The 19,416-nt window shown below is 66.7% G+C and carries 17 protein-coding genes and 1 pseudogene; 4 read left to right on the top strand and 14 right to left on the bottom strand.

Annotation, left to right across the window (positions count from 1 at the left end):
- Nucleotides 1-4: 4 nt before the first annotated feature.
- The 5 genes from RTL41_RS19135 to RTL41_RS19115 all read right to left on the bottom strand — a co-directional run bounded on the left by RTL41_RS19135 (nucleotide 5) and on the right by RTL41_RS19115 (nucleotide 6,475).
- Nucleotides 5-1,258, bottom strand: coding sequence for an MFS transporter (locus RTL41_RS19135; protein ID WP_312166784.1), 1,254 nt, complete (start codon nucleotides 1,256-1,258; stop codon nucleotides 5-7).
- A complete protein-coding gene (locus tag RTL41_RS19130; protein WP_312166782.1) occupies nucleotides 1,255-2,046 on the bottom strand; it encodes a cyclase family protein in 792 nt (263 codons plus the stop codon). Before RTL41_RS19130 ends, RTL41_RS19135 begins: the two co-directional genes overlap by 4 nt.
- A 2-nt stretch (nucleotides 2,047-2,048) precedes the next feature.
- Nucleotides 2,049-4,244: a TonB-dependent receptor gene (locus RTL41_RS19125; protein WP_312166780.1), complete on the bottom strand. Its 2,196-nt coding sequence runs from the start codon at nucleotides 4,242-4,244 to the stop codon at nucleotides 2,049-2,051.
- Between the two features lie 264 nt (nucleotides 4,245-4,508).
- Nucleotides 4,509-5,657 (bottom strand): CoA transferase, encoded by a 1,149-nt coding sequence (locus RTL41_RS19120; protein ID WP_312166778.1) that lies wholly within the window; start codon nucleotides 5,655-5,657, stop codon nucleotides 4,509-4,511.
- Nucleotides 5,658-5,680: 23 nt separating this feature from the next.
- On the bottom strand, nucleotides 5,681-6,475 hold the full coding sequence (locus RTL41_RS19115) for a cyclase family protein (RefSeq protein ID WP_312166777.1): 795 nt from the start codon (nucleotides 6,473-6,475) through the stop codon (nucleotides 5,681-5,683).
- A 240-nt stretch (nucleotides 6,476-6,715) separates the two neighbouring features.
- Here RTL41_RS19115 and RTL41_RS19110 point away from each other — a divergent pair, with 240 nt between their 5' ends.
- Nucleotides 6,716-7,378 (top strand): TetR family transcriptional regulator, encoded by a 663-nt coding sequence (locus RTL41_RS19110; RefSeq protein ID WP_312166776.1) that lies wholly within the window; start codon nucleotides 6,716-6,718, stop codon nucleotides 7,376-7,378.
- Nucleotides 7,379-7,387: 9 nt separating this feature from the next.
- On the opposite strand, the gene RTL41_RS19105 is transcribed toward RTL41_RS19110, so the two are convergent.
- The 3 genes from RTL41_RS19105 to RTL41_RS19095 are packed head-to-tail and all read right to left on the bottom strand — an operon-like array spanning nucleotide 7,388 to nucleotide 11,521.
- Nucleotides 7,388-7,981: a hypothetical protein gene (locus RTL41_RS19105; protein ID WP_312166775.1), complete on the bottom strand. Its 594-nt coding sequence runs from the start codon at nucleotides 7,979-7,981 to the stop codon at nucleotides 7,388-7,390.
- Between the two features lie 14 nt (nucleotides 7,982-7,995).
- Nucleotides 7,996-9,285, bottom strand: a complete 1,290-nt coding sequence (locus tag RTL41_RS19100; protein WP_312166773.1) for a M24 family metallopeptidase — start codon at nucleotides 9,283-9,285, stop codon at nucleotides 7,996-7,998.
- A gap of 40 nt (nucleotides 9,286-9,325) precedes the next feature.
- Nucleotides 9,326-11,521: a TonB-dependent receptor domain-containing protein gene (locus RTL41_RS19095; RefSeq protein ID WP_312166771.1), complete on the bottom strand. Its 2,196-nt coding sequence runs from the start codon at nucleotides 11,519-11,521 to the stop codon at nucleotides 9,326-9,328.
- Nucleotides 11,522-11,640: 119 nt separating this feature from the next.
- On the opposite strand from RTL41_RS19095, the gene RTL41_RS19090 reads away from it, so the two are divergent.
- On the top strand, nucleotides 11,641-12,897 hold the full coding sequence (locus RTL41_RS19090; RefSeq protein WP_312166770.1) for a TetR/AcrR family transcriptional regulator: 1,257 nt from the start codon (nucleotides 11,641-11,643) through the stop codon (nucleotides 12,895-12,897).
- 133 nt (nucleotides 12,898-13,030) lie between these two features.
- Here the strand turns inward: RTL41_RS19090 and RTL41_RS19085 are convergent, their stop codons facing one another.
- The 4 genes and pseudogenes from RTL41_RS19085 to RTL41_RS19070 all read right to left on the bottom strand — a co-directional run.
- Nucleotides 13,031-13,249 carry a DUF2274 domain-containing protein gene (locus RTL41_RS19085; RefSeq protein ID WP_312166768.1) on the bottom strand — a complete coding sequence of 73 codons (219 nt, stop codon included), beginning with the start codon at nucleotides 13,247-13,249 and terminating at the stop codon, nucleotides 13,031-13,033.
- Nucleotides 13,234-14,334 (bottom strand): TrbI/VirB10 family protein, encoded by a 1,101-nt coding sequence (locus RTL41_RS19080; RefSeq protein ID WP_312166767.1) that lies wholly within the window; start codon nucleotides 14,332-14,334, stop codon nucleotides 13,234-13,236. The genes RTL41_RS19085 and RTL41_RS19080 overlap by 16 nt, the downstream gene beginning before the upstream one ends.
- Entirely contained in the window at nucleotides 14,331-15,146 is an 816-nt protein-coding gene (gene trbG, locus RTL41_RS19075) for a P-type conjugative transfer protein TrbG (protein ID WP_312166765.1), read from the bottom strand. The genes RTL41_RS19080 and trbG overlap by 4 nt, the downstream gene beginning before the upstream one ends.
- Nucleotides 15,146-15,397 (bottom strand): annotated as a pseudogene (locus RTL41_RS19070) (VirB8/TrbF family protein); the annotation flags it as partial. The pseudogene RTL41_RS19070 and the gene trbG, both read right to left, overlap by 1 nt.
- 36 nt (nucleotides 15,398-15,433) lie before the next feature.
- Here RTL41_RS19070 and RTL41_RS19065 point away from each other — a divergent pair.
- Nucleotides 15,434-15,679, top strand: coding sequence for a hypothetical protein (locus RTL41_RS19065; RefSeq protein WP_312166764.1), 246 nt, complete (start codon nucleotides 15,434-15,436; stop codon nucleotides 15,677-15,679).
- Nucleotides 15,680-16,518: 839 nt separating this feature from the next.
- Here RTL41_RS19065 and RTL41_RS19055 read toward each other — a convergent pair.
- Nucleotides 16,519-17,307, bottom strand: a complete 789-nt coding sequence (locus RTL41_RS19055; protein ID WP_312166763.1) for a DUF2971 domain-containing protein — start codon at nucleotides 17,305-17,307, stop codon at nucleotides 16,519-16,521.
- 533 nt (nucleotides 17,308-17,840) lie between these two features.
- Here RTL41_RS19055 and RTL41_RS20915 point away from each other — a divergent pair.
- A complete protein-coding gene (locus RTL41_RS20915; RefSeq protein WP_409418353.1) occupies nucleotides 17,841-18,053 on the top strand; it encodes a YHYH domain-containing protein in 213 nt (70 codons plus the stop codon).
- A gap of 1,111 nt (nucleotides 18,054-19,164) precedes the next feature.
- On the opposite strand, the gene RTL41_RS19050 is transcribed toward RTL41_RS20915, so the two are convergent.
- Nucleotides 19,165-19,416: hypothetical protein (locus RTL41_RS19050; protein ID WP_312166762.1), on the bottom strand; the 252-nt coding region annotated here is incomplete at its 5' end.

Raw genomic sequence — 19,416 nt, 5'->3', positions numbered from 1 at the left:
CTCGTCACTCCTTCAATCCGATCATCGCAGCACCTAGGTCTTCCGTCGTCGCCGGCGCGTCGAACCGCGGCGCGGTGAGAAACAGCACCGTCACGACCGCCAGCATTCCGACCGACAGCCATAGCGCCGGCGCGTATGATCCCGCCGCCGCCTGGATCAGCGAGATCACATAGGGACTGGCCCCCGTGCCGATGACGAACGCGCCATAGAGCAGGCCATACATCCGGCCATAGTGGCTCATGCCGTAGTAGCGGGCCGTCAGATAGGCGATCAGGTCCACCTCCGCCCCCATGGCGAGCCCGACAGCGATGGCTCCGACGACCGCGAAGTCGGGGCCGCCGAGCGCCAGGGCAGCCAGTCCGCCCGCGGTCAACGCCATGATCGCGGCGGCGACGAAAGGTGCGAAATAGAGGTCCACGAGCCAGCCGACTCCGAGACGCCCGACCAGCACCGCCACGCCCAGCATCCCGGCGACCCGCGCAGCCTCCAGCGTGCTCATGCCGCCGTCGGTGAGCATCGGGACGAAGTGGGTCACAAAGCCGGCCACGGCCAGGGCGATCAGCACGAAGCTGACCACCAGCCGCCAGAACAGCGGGCTGCGGATCGGGGCCGCCAGCCGCTGCGCCACCGCAGCCGGCTCGGCCGTGAGACGCGCATCCGGGGCCCGCCAGCCGACCAGCAGCAGCGCCACCGGTCCGGCGACCACCACGGCCGCCGCCAGCGCCAGATAGGCCGACCGCCAACCATGCGTCTCGATCCACCCGGCGACGATCGGCGGAGCGATCGCGGCCATCGCCCCGATGCCGCCGATAGTGATCCCCAGCGCCAGACCACGCATCCGGTCGAAGGCGAAGTTGACGGGCCGGGTGAAGGCGATGGGCGAGGTCCCCATCATCAGCAGCGCCAACGCCAGATGGACGATCGCGTACTGCACCAGCGAGCCTTGCAGCTGGCTCATATAGACGAAGTTGGCGGCCAAGGCGGCGAAGCCCACCAGCGCCGGCCCGCGGATCCCGACCTTGTCGAACAGCGCCCCGGCGAACGGCGCAGCCACGGCGATGGTCAGGGTGGTGGCCAGGCCGATGGCGGTCAACTCGGTGCGCGTCCAGCCGAACGCCTGCTCGAGCTGCACGATGAACAGCCCGGCGGTGTAGAACGGCAGCGCCGCCGAGCCGAAGGCCGCGCCGATGGTGGCCCCCAGCAGGGTCGGCCAGTGGCGCCTCAGTTCGCGGCGCGCGGAAGGGCCCTGCGCGCTCATTCTTCGAAGATCGCCACGGCGCGGATCCATCCGGCGCTGGCGTCCTTGATCTTCACGGGGAAGCAGCTGATCTCGAAGCCGAACGGCGGCAGCTGGTCGAGATTGGCCAGCTTCTCCATCTGGAAGTAGCCGATCTCCCTGCCCGCCTTGTGCCCCTCCCAGATCAGCGAGGCGTCGCCGCTCTGCGCCCACTTGCGGGCGGTATGGACGAACGGGGCGTCCCAGGACCAGCCGTCGGTGCCGACCACCTTCACGCCGCGTTCGCACAGATAGAGCGTCGCTTCCCGCCCCATGCCGCAGCCCGAGGCGACGTAGCCCTCCTGGCCGTAGCGGCCGCCGGCCGCGGTGTTGACCACCACGATGTCCAGCGGCTGCAACTCATAGCCAATGCGCGCCAGTTCGGCTTCCACGTCCGCCGCGGTGACGACATAGCCGTCCTCGAAGCGGCGGAAGTCGAGCTTCACGCCCGGCCGGTAGCACCAGTCGAGCGGCGCTTCGTCGATCGTGATCGCCCGCCGCGGCCCGCCCGCCAGCGCCGCGTCCTGGGTAGCGTGGTAGTGCCAGGGCGCGTCCATATGGGTGCCGTTGTGGGTCGAGACCTGTAGCCGCTCGACCGCCCAGCCCTGGCCCTCAGGCAGGTCCTCGCGGCGCATGCCGGGGAAGCTGCGCGCCAGCCCCTCCCAGCTCTCCTCGTGGCGGATATATTCGATCCGCGGCCGCGCGCCGGGAGGATCGGACTCGATGTCGTTCTGGATCGGGACGGATAGGTCGAGGTAACGGCGCGCCATGATCAGAACTTCTTCTCGAGCTGCACGCCGATCACCCGCGGCCGATTGAAGAAGGCCTGCGGGTAGCTGAAGGTCAGGCCCTGGTTCGCCACCACCCGGCTGTCGTTGAGATTGTTGCCGTAGATCGCAAAGGTCAGTTCCATCGGGCGGTAGATGAAACTCACCCGCGCCCCCAACTCGCCGTTCGCCGGCCCGCGCAGATGCGCCAGCTCCTGGTCGGTCGGGTTGAAATAGATCTCGTCGCGCCAGCGCCAGTTGGCCGTCACCCTCACGTCCCAGTCGGCGCTGAGCTCGGCGCGGTATTGCCCCTGCAGGAAATATTGCCACTCGGGGCTGTTGGTCAGCCGGTTGCCCGAAGCGTCGGTCAGGACGCCCAGGATGTTCGGCGCGCGCGGGAAGCTGCTGAACTTGCCGTCGATGTAGGCAAGGTTGGCCAGGAAGGTCCAGTTCGGGGTCGGGCGCAGCTCGCCTTCGACCTCGAAGCCCTTGATCTTGGCGGAGGCCGCGTTGGTGATCACCACGCCGCCCGTCGGCACGCCGCTGGTCACTTGCAGGTTGTCGTAGAGGTTGTCGTAGGCGGCGGCCGCGACGAAGGCCCGCCGCTCCCAGAGATAGGCCTTCACCCCCACCTCCCAGGACTTCATGATCTCGGGATTGTAGCCGGGCTGCACCCCGACTCCGAAGGCGTTGTAGCCGCCCGCCTTGAAGCCCTTGCTGTAGCTCAGATAGGCCATCACGTCGTCGGACGGCTCCCAGGCCGCCTTGGCGCGATAGGACGTGTCGGTCCAGGTCCGCTTGGGCGCGTCGAACGGCACGCGGCCGAGCACCGCCCCGGTGTCGGTGTTGATCGAGGTCCAGGTGTTGCCGAAGTCCTTGGTGTCCTCGGTGTAGCGCACCCCCCCGGTCAGCGAGATCTGGTCGGTCACGCGCCAAGTGGCGTCGGCGAACACCGCCCAGTTCGGATTGGTCTGGTCGGAGAGGAAGTTCGACACCTGGTTGATCGGCGTCGACAGGCTCTGATTGAAGATGTCGAAGTTCATCGTCGCCTGGTAGCGCGCGTAGTAGTAGCCCAAGATCCAGTCGAGCCGCTCGCTGTCGTTGGACTGCAGCCGCAGTTCCTGGCTGATCGCCGAGCCGGTGTACTTGGCGGCATTGCGCCCCTGGCGGTCGGTCATGGCCAGGGAGTCGGAGTCGTTGACGCCTTCGTTGACGTAATTGCTGGCCCCGGTCACCGAGACGAGGGTCATCGGCCCGAAGTCGTACTGCGCGTTGAGAACCATGCTGGGCGAGCGCAGATGGTTGCGCGGCTCGATATTCAGATTGACCACCTTGTCGTCGAGGTAGCGGTCCTGTTCGGCGGCCGGCAGCGGGATCTGCGGCGTCTGGGTTCCGACCGGCGTCACCGGGCCCGGCGCCGGATAGATGGTGGTCTGCGCCCAGCGCACGGTCGGCTGGCTGACGATGCGGTCCTGGTAGTTGACGCTGAGGCGCACGCGGGCTGCGTCGACCGGCTCCCACAGCAGGGTGGCGCGAACATTGTGCATCCGCGTCCCGCCCATCTTGCGGCCGTCGAACAGGTTGGTCGCCCAACCCTCTTCGTTCAACCAGTCCAGCGACATGCGGCCGGCCAGGGTCTGGCCCAGCGGCCCGGTGGCGGCCGCCTCGATGCGGTGGGCGGTCGGGTCTTCGAGCGTGGCGCGGATGTAGCCGCCGAATTCGCGCTCGGGATCGGCCGTACGGATGATCAGGGCGCCGGCCGTGGCGTTGCGCCCCTGCAGCGTTCCCTGCGGACCGCGCACCACCTCGACCGACGAGACGTCCGACAGCGCGGTCACCGAAAACTGGCCCGACGAGGTGTAGACGTCGTCGATATAGACCGCGACCGGATCTTCGGCCCCGCCGAGGCCCGAGGTGCCGCGGATCGACACCGGCGAGCCGCCATAGCTGGCCGTGGCGTTGATGTTCAGCGCCGGGACCAGGCCCTGCAGCGAGGCCCCGGACTTGGCCCCGACCTCTTCGAGCGTAGCGGCCGAAACCACTGAAATGGCGATCGGCACGTCGCTGATCTGTTGTTCACGGCGCTGGGCCGTCACCACCACCTCTTCGATCGCATCGACGGCCGCGCCCTGCGCCAGCGCAGGCGCTGACCAGCCGACAAACGGAACAAGCGCAGTCGTACACCACAGGAGCCGTGCCATTTGTTTCCCCCAGTCTTGTTTTCACCCGCCCGTTTGCGGGTCGGTTCATCGACGGTCCGAGACCTCGGACTCAATCAATCGACTGATTGATTCCCTGACACAGATGGACTGTCAACTGCCTGCCGCGCGGGCGCAGACATTCGATCAATATTTAATAAAAACAAAATGTTATGTAGACGCGCACAAGCAGCCACGCGGCCGCGGCGCTCATGCCGCGACCCGCGTCACGTCCATACCCAACCGCCTCGGCTTCGGGGCGGGGCCTCAGTCGCCGTTCAGCTCGCGCAGGATCTCTTGCGTGTGCTGGCCCAGCCGCGGGGCAGGCCCGCGTACGTTAGGCGCGCCTTCCGGGAAGCGGGCCGGCGCCGCCGGCGCCCGGAACCGTCCCTGCCAGCCGTCCTCGACCTCGACGAAACATCCCGCCGCCTCGGCCTGGGGATCGACGACCAGGTCCTTCAGCCGCGCCATCGGCGCCCAGATCAGATCGGCGTCCGTCAGCGCGCGTCCTGCTTGCTCAAGGGTCAGCGCCCCGATCGCTGCGTCCACCAGCGCGCGAACCTCGCGCACGCGCTCCAGATCGAGGATCGGTTGCGCATAGGCCGGGTCGTCCAGCAGATCCGGCCGGCCGATGAAGCGCATCATCGCCGGAAAGCATCCCTCGCCCCGCGGCACCACGCAGAGCCACTGGTCGTCGGCCGTCCGGAAATAGCCGGTGATCGGGCTCGGCCGGTCGCGCCGGGGCTGGGCGGTGACGACGTCGCCGTACCGCAACAGGATCGCGAGATCCCAGCCGATCGCATAGGCGGCCGTGCGCAGCAGGCTGGTCTCCACCAGCCGCCCGCGGCCGGTCTGGGTCCGCTCATGCAGCGCCGCCAGGATCGCCGACAGCGTCGCCAGGCCGGTCGTATGGTCGCCGAAGCCTGGCCGGCAGGCGAAAGGCTCCTGGTCCGGCGGAATGGTCGAAGCGGCCACGCCGCTGCGCGTCCAGAAGGCGGTCAGGTCGAAGGCCGGCAGGTCGGCGTCCGGCCCCTCCAGGCCATAGCCGGTGATGCTGGAATAGATCAGCCGCGGCGCGTGCGCCCGCACCGTCTCATAGTCGAGCCCGACCCTGGCCAGCGCGCCGGGACGCAGGTTGGTGACGAAGATGTCCGCCCCCCTCAGCAGGGCCAGCATGGCCTCACGGTCCTGCGGCTGGGTCAAATTCAGGACGATGCTGCGCTTGCCGCGGTTCTCCAGCGCGAAGATCGGATTGCCAGGGCTCTCGGCAGTGTCGGGAAAGAAGCCTCGGGTCGGATCGCCGGCCGCGCTCTCGACCTTGATCACAGAGGCGCCCCAGTCCGCCATGATCGCCGCGCACCCCGGCCCCGCGACCCAGGTCGACAACTCGACGACGTTCAGTCCTTCCAACAGCACCTTGTGGCTCCCTTGGCGGTTGGTCAGTCCTCGACGAACCCGACGACACGCGCGGGCGCAGCGCTGCACCCGCCGAGTCGCAGCGGAAAGAACCCGACCTTGAACCCGTGCGGCGGCAGATCGGCCAGATTCGCCATCTGCTGCACAATGAACACCTCGCGCTCCTGACCGGCGAAGTGCCCGTCCCAGATTTCTCCCGGATTGCCCGTGGCCAGGAACGCCTTGCGCATGACGTGGAACGGCCGGTCCCAGCCGAGCGCGTCGGTCCCCAGCAGCTTGGCGCCCTGCTCGGCCAGGAACAGCGTCCCCTCGCGAGTCATGCCCGGATAGTGGAAGAAGCGCGGATCGGAGATCGGGAACGCCTCCTGGCCGGTGCGGATCAGCACCGCCCCGCCCTGGGGGATAGGAGCGCCCAGGGCGTCGATCGCCCCTTGCAGCGCCTCGATCGAGATTCCCGCCCCGGGGACGCTGCGGCGCATGTCGAGAACCACGCCCTCGACGTACAACTCCTCCAGCGCAATGTCGGTAATAGTCCGCGCCGGCTTGCCCTCCGAGGTCGAGCCATAGTGCAGCGGCGCATCCACATGCGTGCCCAGGTGGGTGGTGATCCGCAGCCGCTCATCGCCCCAGCCTTCGCCGTTCGGCAGATGGTGCTGTTCGCAACCGAACGCCGCGCACATGATCTTGGCGCCCTCGCCCCACGGACGGATCGGCTCGACGTCGGGTACGAGATTGCCGGCCCAGCCGCGGAACGCCTCGGGAATGCGCTCCAGATCGGCGGGATCAAGAAACCGCGTCAGGTCCACTAGGCGGGTCATACGCGCCCCCGCCGCAGCACCGCTTCGACCCGTTCAGCCGCCCTGTCCCGATCCCGCCTCACCTGCTCCCCCTTATTTGACGTCGCCACATACCAATGCGGCCGCCGCAGGTTGTCAATCAACCGATTGATTAATTTCTTTGCGCCATAACCCGTCAACCGGTTGACACATGGTCGCGCGCCGTCGTTCGTCAGCTGCGACGGTCGGCGCGGATTCGCGCGCGCATATGAAGGATGAAGGGTGAGAAAAGGCAGCGCAACCGCAGCTCAGGCGGACGGCGACCTGCGCCGCACGGACACGCGCGCCCGGCTCCTGGAAGTCGCCGCCCGTCACTTCGCCGAGCACAGTTACCAGGGCGCCAGCCTGCGGGCGATCCAGCGCGAGCTAGGCGTCAATCCCGCGACGATCCACTACCACTTCGGCAGCAAAGCCGATGTCTACCAAGCCGTCATCGCCCAATTCCTCGACGCCATCCAGGCCGAGCGGCTGAAGCGATTGGCGAATCTTTCCCCCGCCCTGACCGGCCGCGCGCGCCTTGAGGCTCTGATGCGCAGCTATCTGTCACCGCACCTTGAGGTCGCCTCGACGCCGGCAGGCTACAACTACGCGCGCATCCTGGCGATGGTGCAGGTGACCGTGCGCGACGAGGCGACCGACATGTTCGACACTGCCGTCGGGCCGGTGCGCACCCGCTATGCCGAGGCGCTGGCCCCCCTGTTTCCAGAAGCTCCGATCAGGAAGATCTACGAGGTCCTGGCCATGGCGGTCGGACACATGGCCCTCGCCCCGATCCGCTTGGGCAAGGCGAGCCTCGACCGCAAGCGGATGGATGAAGCCATCGACGACGCCGTGGCCTATACCAGCACCGGCTTCGAGGCGCTCTGCGGCCCCGCTCGCGACTGAGCCGTCTATTCAGAGCGGCGGCAGCGCCCCGCCCTCGCCCGTCGCCACCGCGTCGACCCGGCGCTGTCCGTCAGCCTCCGGCCAGGCGAGGATGAACACCTCGACTCCGACCTTGATGTGCTCACGGCCTTCGTTGTTGATCAGCACCACTGGCACGCCCTTCGGCGCGACGATTTTCCGCTTGCCGCCCGCATAGGTCAGCTCGAAGGCCTTGCCCTGCGGGACGTCGCTCAACGGGCCGATGTCGCCCTGGGTCATCGTCGAGCCCGGCGGCCGGTCCCACGGCTGCTGGCCCTCGCCCATCCGCACCCCCGGCAGGAACATGTGCACCTCGCTGGCGAGGCCATAGCCCTCCGGCTGCGGTTGCTCGATCACCCCGACGAAGCGACCGGGCTTAAGGTCCTCCAGCCGGATCGGCCGCATCACCTGCACGCTCCACTCCGGCGCCAGACGCATGTCCAGCCGCTTGCCCGGCGCGACCTCCACCGAGATCGAGCGCTCCGTCAGCTCCACCAGCTTGCCGCGGACGTTCTCCGGCGGCGCCTGGGCGGCGGCGGCGCCAGCCGCCGCCAGGGCGGCCGCGGCGGCGGCGATCTCCGTCATGATCCTCATCCTTCTCATGGCTGCACCACGCGCAGCTGGCTGACCCGATAGCGGTTGAAGCTCTCGTAGCCGCTCTCGGTGATCACTCCCGACGAGCCGACCCACAGACCCTTGGGCTGGCCGGGAACGCTGACCCAAGCCTGCACGGTCAGGGTCTGGCGGGGCCGCAGCGCCACGTCGAGGAAGGGTCGCGTGAACGGCTCGCTCAGACTGGTGGCCATCGCCCCCATCTGCGGCGCGTGGTTCATCGCGCTCCAGCCGCCGACCAGCACATTGGCCGGCTGCTCGAACCCGGCGGCGGAGATCGGGGCCAGGAACGCGTTGACCTCCCGCCCGGTCATGCCGGGCTTCAGGCCCGCCACCAAGTCGTCGTGAACCCGAGCGGCGGTCTCGAACAGCCGCCGATACTCCGGCGTCGGCTCGCCGACGAAATAGCTGCCCCAGAGCTTGGCCCAGTAGTTGCCGTACCCCAGGCAGAGCTCGGTCATCATCAGCGAGCCTGGCGCGATCGGGGCGTCGGTCGGGTAGAAGTCCGGATAGAAGCCCTGCGGGGAACGCATCGAGATCGCCCCGATGTGGCCGAACGGATAGGTCGCCCCGTTCTGCGCCGCCAACACGTCCATCGCCCGCCGGATGGATCGAGGGGTAGCGCCGGCCCGCGTCTTGGCGAAGACTTCCTCGTGGGCGCGATCGGTCAGGGCGCCGGCCGAGCGCATCACCGCCAGTTCCTCGTCGCTCTTGATCAGGCGCAGGTCGTCGAACCAGGGCGTGGCGTTCTCCAGCCGCACGTCTTCCAGCCCGGCTCCCAGCCTGTCGCGGGCCTCGGCGAACAGGGTCGGGCCGCTGTGCGCCACCGCGCCTGGCCCGACCAGCCCGACCTTCTTGTAGCCCTTCGCCTTGATCTCGCCGATCGCCCCGCCCAGGGCGTCGCCCCAGCGGATGTCGTCGACGTATGAGATCTCCCGCGCATTGGGGATGTGATAGGGCACCGCCAGGAACATGGTCAGCGGCCCGTCGGCCGGAACCAGCAGATATGTCTCCACCACCGCCGCATACCGCGCCAGGTATTGGAGGTTCACCTGGCCTGGGCTGTTGCCGATGCCGGTGTGGCCGTAGACGAGCACCGCCTCCAGCCCGCGCCGGCCCATCTCCTCGCGCACCCGGGCCAGCCGGCCCGCCATCTCGGCGTCCGAGAAAGCCGGAAAAGCGTCGTTGGCGGCGCCTGGCGGCGGGTCGAGTCCCGCCGCCGCCGCTCCAGCCAGCAGGCTCGCGCCGCCCGCGATGATCGCGCCACGCCGGGTCATCTGCATTCGCCGCCCCACGCGGCCAGAACTCGCAGCCGCATCAGAACCTCCCCGTCAGCTCTAGACCGAACTGGCGCGGCATGCCCCAGCTCACGAACCGCGCGCCAAGATTGTCGGACACGCCCATGGTCGACAGGTAGCCCTCGTCGGTCACGTTGGTGATGTAGGCCCGCGCGCTCAGCCGCTTGTCCAGGCTGTCCCACATCAGGCTGAGGTTGAGCCGGCCATAGCCCTGCTGGCTGTCGGCGTCCTGGTTGAACTCGCGCAGATAGAACCGCGAGGTCATGTAGAGTTCGGCCCGCGCCGTCAGCACGCCGAAGCTCTGCGGGGAGCTGCGGTACTGAACCCCGATGTTGCCCGAGGCCTTGGGCGAGTAGTTGAGATAGTTGCCATCCAGGTCCTGCATCCCCAGCGCCGGCGCCAGCGAGTCGGTGTTGCTGAACTCGCCATAGGTCGACTTCAGCAGCGAGGCGTTGGCGTTCAGCGTCCAGTGCTCGTCCGGCGACCAGGCGCTCTCGATCTCCAGGCCGACGACGGTCGCTTCAGGCGCGTTGACGATCATCGCCGACAGACCGGTGATCTGAGTGATCTGGAAATCCTGGTAGTCGTAATAGAAGGCCGTCGCGTTGAGGATCAGCCGCCCATCAAGCAGGCGGGTCTTCAGCCCGCCCTCATAGGCCAGCAGCTTCTCGGGCTGATAGCTGTTGCCGCAGCTGGACTGGTTCAGCCCGCCCGACTTGAAGCCCTTCGAGATGGTGAAATAGGCGGACTTGCGATCCTCGTCGTCGAGATCGTACTGCACGCCGCCGCGCGGAGTGAAGGCCTCGAATTCCAGCGGCACGTAGCGGTTCAGACAGCTGGTGAACACCGGGAACTCCCCGAGCGGCGTACTCAGCGGGCCGTTCTGGTTGGTCTGGAAGTTGTCCTGCTCCTCGCGCGAGTAGCGGGCTCCAGCGATCACGCGCAGCCGGTCGGAGACGTTGTAGGTGCCGTCGGCGAAGCCCGCATAGGCCACGGTGCGATAGGGAACGCCCTGGGTGATCAGCGAGGCCCCTGGCAGCAGCTGCGAGCGCAGCGACGGCACGTTCAGGCCGAGCGGAAAGCTGTAGCGGGCCTGATTGCTGAGCTTGTCGTCCATGAGGTAGAGGCCGGCCAGCCAGTCCAGATCGCCGGTCTTGCCCGACAGGTTGAACTCCTGGGTGAAGGTGCGCGACTTGTACCAGTTGCTCAGCGGGGTGGCGTCTAGGTTGGTGCCGTCAGCGTCGAAGCTGTTCGTGTAGTCGAACCAATAGTAGCCGGTGACCGAGCGCAGAGTCGCCTCGCCGAGGTTCCAGCTCAGCGTCGCGGTCGCACCATAGGCGGTGGAGTCGCGCTCGCTCGGGCGGTTGGCGCTGGTGCGGTTCGGTTCCAAAGGCACGATCGCGCCGGCCAGATAGGGATTGTTGGCCACCGCCAGAGGCGTCGGCTGGTTGTTCAGGACGATGTAGTCGCCAGAGCCTTCGGTGTGCGCCCCCCAGATCACCAGATCCAGCACGCCGTCCTCGGCGATGTCGAACTGGGTGCGGAGGCGACCCGACAGCGTCTTGGCCGCGCCGATGTCGGGATTGCCCGGCACGACATTCTCGACGAAGCCTTCCCCCAGGTCGCGATAGTCCAGCGAGACCCGGCTGCGCACCCGCTCGCCGAGCGGCAGGTCGACCGCCCCTTGCAGCCGCAGCTCATCATAGTTGCCATAGGCGACCTGGCCGTAGCCTTCGAACTGCGAGCCGGGAGCGCGGGTGATGAAATTGACCGCTCCAGCGGTCGCGTTGCGGCCGTAGAGCGTGCCCTGCGGGCCGCGAAGCACTTCGATCCGCTCCAGATCGTACTGGGGAAGAGCCACCAGGTGCGGCCGCGACAGGTAGACGCCGTCGACGTGGGTCGCCACCCCGGGCTGGCCGACGCTCTGGCCAACGCCGCGGATGAAGATGATGGTCGACGAGGCCGAGGTCCCGGCCTGGAAGTTCGGCATCTGGAACTGCAGGTCCTGAACCGTGCGCACTCCGCGTTCTGCGATGTCGGCCGCGCCCATCGCGGCGACTGCGCCGGCCACATCTTGGATGGACTCTTCGCGCTTCTGCGCGGTGACGATCAGTTCCTCGATCATCACGCCGCCCTGCTGCGCCCAGGCGCTGTCGCCGCCCGCCAGAGCCGCCGCCATGGCGGTTCCCGCCGCCAGCCTCTTCAGCCTCGTCATTGTTTCCCCCCGCTTCGGCTTTTCCCGAAACTTACATATTGGTGAATCTATTTCACCTCTCTGTTATTCATTGTCAATGCGTGATGGCAAACCGCCGCTGCGCCGCTTAGGAAGAAACGATGGGGAAGCCGCCGCACGACGCGTCAGTCGCCAGGGCCGTCCGCGACGACGGCCGGCGCGAACGCGTGCTCGACGAGGCGGCCCGCCTGCTGAACGAGGTCGGCGTGACCGGCGATCTGCTGGAACAACTCGCCGCCAATCTCGGCCTGACGCGCGCAGCGCTCTACGGCTACGTCGAGGACCGTCCGGATCTGGTGTTCCGCTGCTACCTGCGCGCCTGCGAGATCATGGAGCAGCGGCTCGACGCCGCGACCGAAACGGGCCGCGATCCCTTGGAGGTCCTGGACCACTTCGTCCGAAGCGTACTCGACCCTGCCCTGCCGCCGATCACCGCCCTCAGCGAAATCGGCTACCTGCGTGAGGAGGACGCCCGCATCGTCCTCGGGCGGGTCGGGATCGTCGAGGGCAAGATCGCCCGGATTCTAGCCCTGGGGGCCCGCGTGGGCCAAATGCGCGATCTCGACCGCCTCGTCGCCGCCCGCGCCTTGCTCAGCCTGGTCTACTGGCTGAAGCTCGGACCGCGCTGGCTGTCGGAGGAGGCGAGCCTCCCGGGTGACCGGCTGCTGCGCGCTGCAAGCCAGATGATGCTGAACGGCCTGGCGGCCGCGCCGATCCCTGCTCCCTCCGAGCTCGACCTGTCCCGCCTCACCCCGCGTATGACCGAGGCGTTTGACAGATCCTCTCTGACCGCCGCGCGCCGGGACGCGATCCTGGCCGCGGCGTCGCGGCTGTTCAACGAGCGCGGGCTGGAAACCACTTCGATCGACGATATCGCCCAGGCGGTCGGAGTCTCCAAACGCACAGTGCTCAACCATTTCAAGGACAAGCTGACGCTCATCTCCGAAGCGCAGCTGCGGGGCTATCGCATCTTCCGCGGCATCGCCGATCTCGCCCACGCTGCGGGACCAACCGCGGCTCAGGCCATGGCCGCCGGCATCCACGCCAGCGTCATGGCGAGCCTCTATCCCGCCATCGCGCCGCTGCGGGTCTTCTCCGGTCTTCCAGGCCTGGATGCCAAGCAGCGCCAGACCGCGACGGCGGCCTCCCTGAACTTGCAGAACGCCTACGAACTTCTTTTCGCCCAGGGCCTAGAAGACGGATCGCTACGGCCCGTCGACAACCGCGCCACCATGCTGGCCCTGGCAGGCGCTTCGGCCTGGGTGGCCCGCGGCGCGGTCGGACACGTCGCCGCCGAAGGCGCAGCGATGGCCGCCAGTCTCACCGACCTGCTTATGAATGGGCTGCGGGTTCGCTGAGAAAGTCATCAAGCGCGATGAAAAACCCTCATTGTGCATCCATCCGAAGGGGCCGCGATGAACCCTTCGCTGCCGACAACCTCATCTGGCATTGGCCTTGGGCCGAGCTCGCCAGGCTCACCATTTCAGCGCGTCATCGTCCGCGTTTCAGGCGAGCAAACGCACGATCCGTCGCCATAAAGCGCGAAAGCATGACCGGAGCCAGTTTCGCCGGCTCGATCGCGCGGCCGCCTTCTCTCGCCATGGCGTCGCAATAGGCGACAAGGTCGCGGTGAACCGCCGCGGGCAGTTCGATGGCGAGCTTGACCGGCGTATCGTCCAGCAGCCCCGCGAGCTTCAGGGTTTCGGCCATGGCGTTTGCTCCTCATAGCGCTCAAGCAAGAGATCGTGGGTCACGAGCGCGCGGACCTGCGCGCCCGGCCGAATTGTCAGGATCGGCGAGACTGACAGCCCCTTCTCGACGGCGTGCCGCCCCGCCTGATTGAACGCGCCGACCGCTCCGCGCCGGATCGCCCGCGTGAGTTCGTCGTCATCGTCGGCGCCGATTTCGGCGCCGATCGACAGAAGCGTCGACAGACCCGCGGTTCCAAGCAGCGTCGACCAACGGTGATCGACCCGATCCTCCAGCCCGGCCTGCCCGGCCGCGTCCCCCGCAGGCAGGGCCTCAAGATCGAGCGTCTTGCCGTTAGGCAGCATCAAGCGCGTCCAGGAGAGCAGAATCCGCCGCTGAGCGAATGTCAGGCGAGCGTCGTAAGACCCGATCAGTCGGGCGCCCTGTGGGATCAGAAGGATTTGCCCTGTCGGCGTATCGAATACCGGCTGAGTCACCTGAGCGATGGCCTGGCCGGGTAGATCGGACCGCAGTCCAGTGACCATCGCCGCGGGGATGACCGCCCCAGCCTGGACAATGTAGGGCGATACAGGCTCCCTCAAGCGCGCTGGAGATGTCGGACCAGGTTTCGGCGGCCCCGCAGCGGGCTCGCCCGCGGCCGCAGAGCCGTGGAGCGGCAAGCCGACGGAGGGCCGTCGCTCGCCATGATCGAGGAAGAGAGGGCTGCGTCTCGCCGCATCGGCTTCCGCCACGGCTGGGACCGCCGATGGAGGCGCCTTGGCGGTTTGGGAGGGCGGTTCTTCAGCCGCCGCGAGCATCGAGGGTCCGAGATCGCCCGGCAATGGGTCGCCGAGCTTTGGATGGCGATAGTCTGCGGGCAACAGGCGGATGGCCTCCGGCGGCGGGCCGCCGACCACAAGCTCGGCCCGCGTCTCGCCAGAGCTGGGGCGGTAGGTCATGGCGAGTGCGGCGGCGCAGAATACAAAGACCGCCCCGCCGCCCGCGGTCATCAGGATGACCCGGCGTGATAGGCGCACCACCGGCCCAGGCGCCGCTCTCAGCCGCAGATCCGCCGACGACGCGGCCGTCGCTCCGACGTCGCTCATGCGCCGCCTCCAGAGCGAAGGAGCCGCACCACCGTCGCTCCACGCCCGTGCCGCAGCCGCAACTCCGCTTCCGCGAACAGCCGGTCGACGATGATGCGCGCGCCCTGGACACGGTAGTTGGTGAGCTCAAGTTCCCCGCTCACGCCTTTGAGAAACAGCGGCGGCAGGTCATCACGGGCTATGTCGGCCGAAAATTCGATGAAGGTCTGACGCCCGTCGTCGTAGACCCGCACCGGACGCCAACTGGCGCGCCCCAGGATCCGATACGCGAAGTTGAGAGCCGGCGGCGGCCCTGATGCAACCGCCAGAGCCTGCCGACGTTCGGCGTCGGCCGCGCGCGCCAGCTGCGCCGCCCTGGCCTCCTCCAGCGGATAGCGCCACCGCACCACCGCGAGATACGGACCGCGGGTCGAACGGAGCTCAAGATGGTAAGTGCGGCGATCGGTGTTGATGACGAGGTTGGTGCTGAGACCAGCCGCCACCGGCTTCAGGAGGATATGGCTCCGCTCGTCGGCGCCCGCGCCGCTATGTGTCTCGCCGATAACCCACCGGACGGTGTCGCCGGCCGCGAGCGCGCCCTCGCCGACAAGACGCTCGCCGGGCTGCAGCGCCAGATCAGTCACCTGTCCCGGCGCGGCGTAGATCTGGAAGAGCGCACCCTCGGAATAGCTGAAGACCTGGACCGCGTTGGCAAAGGCGTCGCGCCGCGGCTCGACCCGCGCGATTTCATTCGCACGGCCGAGTTCGGCCAGGGGGGCCGCTGCGGCGGCTGTCGGCGCCATCATGGCCAGAAGTATTGTCTGTGGGCGCATCAGCCGAGCTCCCGCGACCAGTCGAGCGAATTGACGAAGACGCCGAGGGGATTGCGCCGCAGTTGCTCAGGGGTCCTTGGGGACTGGATGGTCACGCCGAGAATGGCCGTCCAACGCTCGGTCGCGACCAATGCGCCATCCACATAGCGTCGCTCGGTCCAGGCCACCCTGAAACTGCTCGGCGAAGCACGGATGACTTCGAGAGCGGCTGCGCGCACATTGACGTCGACCGCATCCGACGCTTCGCCCAGGCTACCGACAGCGACCCTCACGCCATCCTGACGGCGGTGCTGATCGGCGCGCCCGCCTTCGCCGCCCGCACGATGGACAACAAGCTGCTCACCGTCCTGATCGCCGGGGCCCAGCGCTTCAATGAGCGGCTGGGCGACGACATCGCCCGCATCGAGGTCGCCCGGTTCATCGCCGCGACAAGGCGGATGTTCGACGACCTGGAGCGCGAGTTCGCACAGCGCAGCGAGGACGCCAAGAACTGGCTCGGCGCCGACAAGCCCGACGAGCCGGGCGCCGCGTGAAGCGTGGTTGGCGCGAGCGCCCGCATGGCTTTGCTTCGCCTTGGCGCAATCAGGTCAGCGCTTGACCTCATCGGCTTGAACGCCTGTCATCGCCGTAGGCTTTCCGCCGCCAGCCGACATATTCTCCGGCCGAGCGGTCTTGGAGATTGAGCATGGAACTCCGCCTTTGACCGTCGACAAGCTCACGACATCCCAACGGGCTGCTTTGGCCGACGTCGCACAGATTGAGAGAGGCTGCGCGTTGGCGCCTACGCCGGAACGTCGCGGTGACTTTCACGTCCTGGTCGCTCTTGGCCTCGCGCGATCTTACGGACACGGACTGGGGGGCGAAGGCTTCGCGCCGACCGCCGCCGGCCGCAAGGCGGCCAACAGAAGATCGGCGTCTGGCGCGAGCAAGGGGCGAGGATCCGCACGGCTCTCTCCGGAACGACGTCGCGAAATCGCGAGCATGGGCGGCAAGTCCGTCGCTCCCGCTGATCGGGCTTTCTCAAAGGATCGAAATCTCGCCGCCGCAGCCGGTCGCGTCGGAGGCGGGACCGGACGGCGGGATACGACGGCGCCGGAGCGGCCGCCAGAAGCGAACGCCCCGCTCAAACCCAGAGATTTCTTACGTTCGCAACGCGATCGATCCCACGTCTGCGCGTGTCGCGCCTATAATGCCGCGCGAGGAACTCTGCGCCTAGCTTCACCAAATTGCCCCGACGCCAGGCACAATGATATCGTTGAGCACCAGGGGCGGCAGGTGAAAGCGCATGTTCTCGCCGGCGCGGAAAAGCCTCTCGGCTAAGCCGGTCACCGAATGGCACCGTATCTGGACGAGGCTCCAGGCCCCGCCAGCCTCACAAGATTTCGCCGATCGAGCGGACCTTGTCGTTCACCGCATGCGAGACGAGGGCATAGCTCGCGCGCTCAGACGTGACCTGTTCGACCTTGAAGCCTGGGCGCTCGGCCCGCAGCCGGCAGGCAGCCTTGATCAGACCTTCCGGCGCGCGAACCCCGAGGATCACGCCGTCGATGAGCTGCGGATCAACTGCGGAGAACAGCGCAGGCCAGCCAGGCGGCCCGCTGTTCACAAACCTGCATTCGCGTTCGTAGGCCCATTCGCTCGGCTTGGTGGACAGGATCTGGCACATGGCTTCCGGGGCGTCGTCAAACCATCGCAGCGCCGGCGCCTCTTCGGCGTAGACCACGTTTCCGTCGCCCACATGCTCCGGCATGGCCCGCAGAACGTCCTGGAGCTCAGGCTTGTAGCAGATTACGAAGCCGCGATGCGAGTTCGTGTAGTGGCCCCACATTAGGTGGCTATCCCAGCGCTGCGCCAGGCAGAGGACATAGAAGTTGCTGAGCGCCTCGATTCGGGGTGCTAGCTCGGTGTTCCAATGCGCAGTAGGCCCCTGAAAAGACGCCCAGGCATTCTCCAGCTCTTGCGGGGTTCGCTCTGGCGCGTGCTTGCGATGCCATGCTTCGAAGGCCTCGCGAGAGGACGGCGGAAGGGCGTTGAACTTGAACTCGAAGGGGTCGTTGAAGGCCCATGCGGCCCCGAATTTGAACGAGCCGCCGACCACGGCCTTTTCGAAGATGTCGAGCAAGGCCGCCTCATCGACACCGCCCATGAATTTGTAGAACATCGCCTTCTCTGGAACTGGTTGGGTTTGCATTGGCGAGCATCGCCCTGCGCCCACGCTCACCAAGCCCCACCTAGGCGAACGGAAAGTGAATCCGCTTCAGGAACTCGGTCACTGGGGGACGTCAAACCGGCCCCTGACCTTCAACAGAAACGCCAAGAATTCGTCTCCCAGATGCTCTCATCGCCCCTCAGAAGAGCGACGTCTGGGAAGTCGGCTCCTTGGCTGACGGCTTAGTCATCGGCGGAATGACCACCTGGCGCCCGGAGGAGACAATGGCTCCTGGCCTACAAGCAGACGAAGGCGGCCACGACGTCTATCGGTGGCTTACAGACAAGCTTGAACGAAGGAGGCGCATGGCGCTCGAAGCTGCTATGAAGGTCGTCGGCGATGACAAAGACGCGCCCGACGACCAATCCCACTAGGGATCGGCCCGCGAGCACAGAACTCGTCGGTCTGATCTCGGCAAGGTTGTGATAGGCCTGCGCTACGGCTACGATTGCATTGTCGGTATTTTGCTGACGGGGGGACTCAAAATGAAAATTGCAATCGTAGTGGCCATGTCGTTGATCGCGTCCGCCGCTTTCGCGCACGACGCACCGCCTAAATCCCAGCCGGCGACGCCTCCCAAGGCTGCTCCGGTCAAACCGGCAACGAAGCCGACAATCGGCCACTCGGGCGGCACAGATGCCTACGGGTGCCACACCAATAGCCAAACTGGCGAATATCACTGCCACAAGCCGAAATAGGCCCAACCTGTCACCAGTTCAAAGCTGGTGGCTTCTGGCCGTTCCGACCTTTGGGTGGGCCCGCTGGAAAAGAGCTACATACTCTGTAAAGTTTTGCCGGCGCGCTCGCAGGCTGTTCACAAGCGCCATTGAGCGGAAGATGAATCTCTTCCAGCGTCCGAGTATGCTTCTCGGCGGCGAGTAGCGTGCGATGTGCATACGCGGGGGCATTCGGACAGCCAGGTCGCGAATGTGCCACTTGGAGACATTGGCCTCCGCCCCGAAAGCGGACTCAATGACGGGTCTGCACATGGACCACAGGACTTCGACCGCAACCGACCCGTTGCGGACTCCCCCATGTTCCATAAGGTAGGGCTATGGAAGTCTATGCCGTCGACCCCGCTTCCATCACGAAGCATCATCTCGCTGCCTATCTCGCGCTGACGCTCACTTTCCTGGCCTGCGCTGGGATCGTCGCGTCTCTCGGACGGCGTGGTTGGTGGGGAGCAGGGTTGGCCGTGCTCTTGCTGCCGACGCTGGCGAGCTATCCGTTTGGCGGCCGCCCGGAGTGGTCACTGACCTACTTGCCCGACGTCCTTCTGCCACTAGCTCTGGTGCTTGGACTGCCGAGTGGCGCCGCTGGCGCCATCGCGGGTGCAGCAGTTCGACGTTGGCGCGGTTCTCGCGCTTCCTAGGTCTCCTAACCACCCTTCTCTGACGATCGGCACGTCTGCTTCAGGGCAGGCTTAGGTTGGAAGGCTCCCGATTCGGCCAGCCTTAGGTTGGAACACCAAGTGGGCGACCCAAAGTGGTTGCCTGTTTTCAGCGGCATAGCCGGTCACGCTTAAGTTGCCCCGACATGTCTGTCGGGCCAGCTTAAGACTGGCCCGAATCCAAGCTAAGGCTGTCGAAGATGCGAATTCGTCGCAACCGCAGGGGGCCTGACATTGCCCAATGAAGGCCACCCGTCAGCGGACGTCAGAAACGTCAGGGATGGGTGGAAAGGCGACCTTGCCTCAGCCAACTGTCGCGTTAGCTTGGCAATATGCCTGAAGGGTCGAATGCGCATTTCCGCCGGAGCCGCAGCTTGTTGGCGCTCGCGTTTTCCATCCCAGGCGCCGCGCTCGCACTGTTAAATTTCGCGGGTCACATCGGTCTGTTCTGGCAGTTGGTGCAACTGGCGCTGATGGGTGCTGGCGCACTCGTTTTCTGGCGTGAAGCTAAGCGAGTGAAGGCTGCTTCCCTTCAACCAGGCGAGCCGCTGCATGGCGATGACCGACCGCCGACCGCTTAGGGTCGATAGCGGATGTTGCTCCGCCGCTCCAGTTCGGCAGTATTTCTCGATGCGTTCACTTTGGACCCACCAACTGAATGCCGTGTCGGT

It is taken from the genome of Phenylobacterium sp. (assembly GCF_031984885.1).
Classification (GTDB): domain Bacteria; phylum Pseudomonadota; class Alphaproteobacteria; order Caulobacterales; family Caulobacteraceae; genus Phenylobacterium.
Note: the sequence above shows the minus strand (reverse complement) of the source record. Positions and strands in the feature narration are given on the sequence as shown.

Coding starts and splice junctions, on each gene's coding strand:
- RTL41_RS19135 (WP_312166784.1), bottom strand. CDS start 1,258: ATGAGCGCGCAGGGCCCTTCCGCGCGCCGCGAACTGAGGCGCCACTGG.
- RTL41_RS19130 (WP_312166782.1), bottom strand. CDS start 2,046: ATGGCGCGCCGTTACCTCGACCTATCCGTCCCGATCCAGAACGACATC.
- RTL41_RS19125 (WP_312166780.1), bottom strand. CDS start 4,244: ATGGCACGGCTCCTGTGGTGTACGACTGCGCTTGTTCCGTTTGTCGGC.
- RTL41_RS19115 (WP_312166777.1), bottom strand. CDS start 6,475: ATGACCCGCCTAGTGGACCTGACGCGGTTTCTTGATCCCGCCGATCTG.
- RTL41_RS19105 (WP_312166775.1), bottom strand. CDS start 7,981: ATGACGGAGATCGCCGCCGCCGCGGCCGCCCTGGCGGCGGCTGGCGCC.
- RTL41_RS19100 (WP_312166773.1), bottom strand. CDS start 9,285: ATGACCCGGCGTGGCGCGATCATCGCGGGCGGCGCGAGCCTGCTGGCT.
- RTL41_RS19095 (WP_312166771.1), bottom strand. CDS start 11,521: ATGACGAGGCTGAAGAGGCTGGCGGCGGGAACCGCCATGGCGGCGGCT.
- RTL41_RS19090 (WP_312166770.1), top strand. CDS start 11,641: ATGGGGAAGCCGCCGCACGACGCGTCAGTCGCCAGGGCCGTCCGCGAC.
- RTL41_RS19085 (WP_312166768.1), bottom strand. CDS start 13,249: ATGGCCGAAACCCTGAAGCTCGCGGGGCTGCTGGACGATACGCCGGTC.
- RTL41_RS19080 (WP_312166767.1), bottom strand. CDS start 14,334: ATGAGCGACGTCGGAGCGACGGCCGCGTCGTCGGCGGATCTGCGGCTG.
- trbG (WP_312166765.1), bottom strand. CDS start 15,146: ATGCGCCCACAGACAATACTTCTGGCCATGATGGCGCCGACAGCCGCC.
- RTL41_RS19055 (WP_312166763.1), bottom strand. CDS start 17,307: ATGTTCTACAAATTCATGGGCGGTGTCGATGAGGCGGCCTTGCTCGAC.
- RTL41_RS20915 (WP_409418353.1), top strand. CDS start 17,841: ATGAAAATTGCAATCGTAGTGGCCATGTCGTTGATCGCGTCCGCCGCT.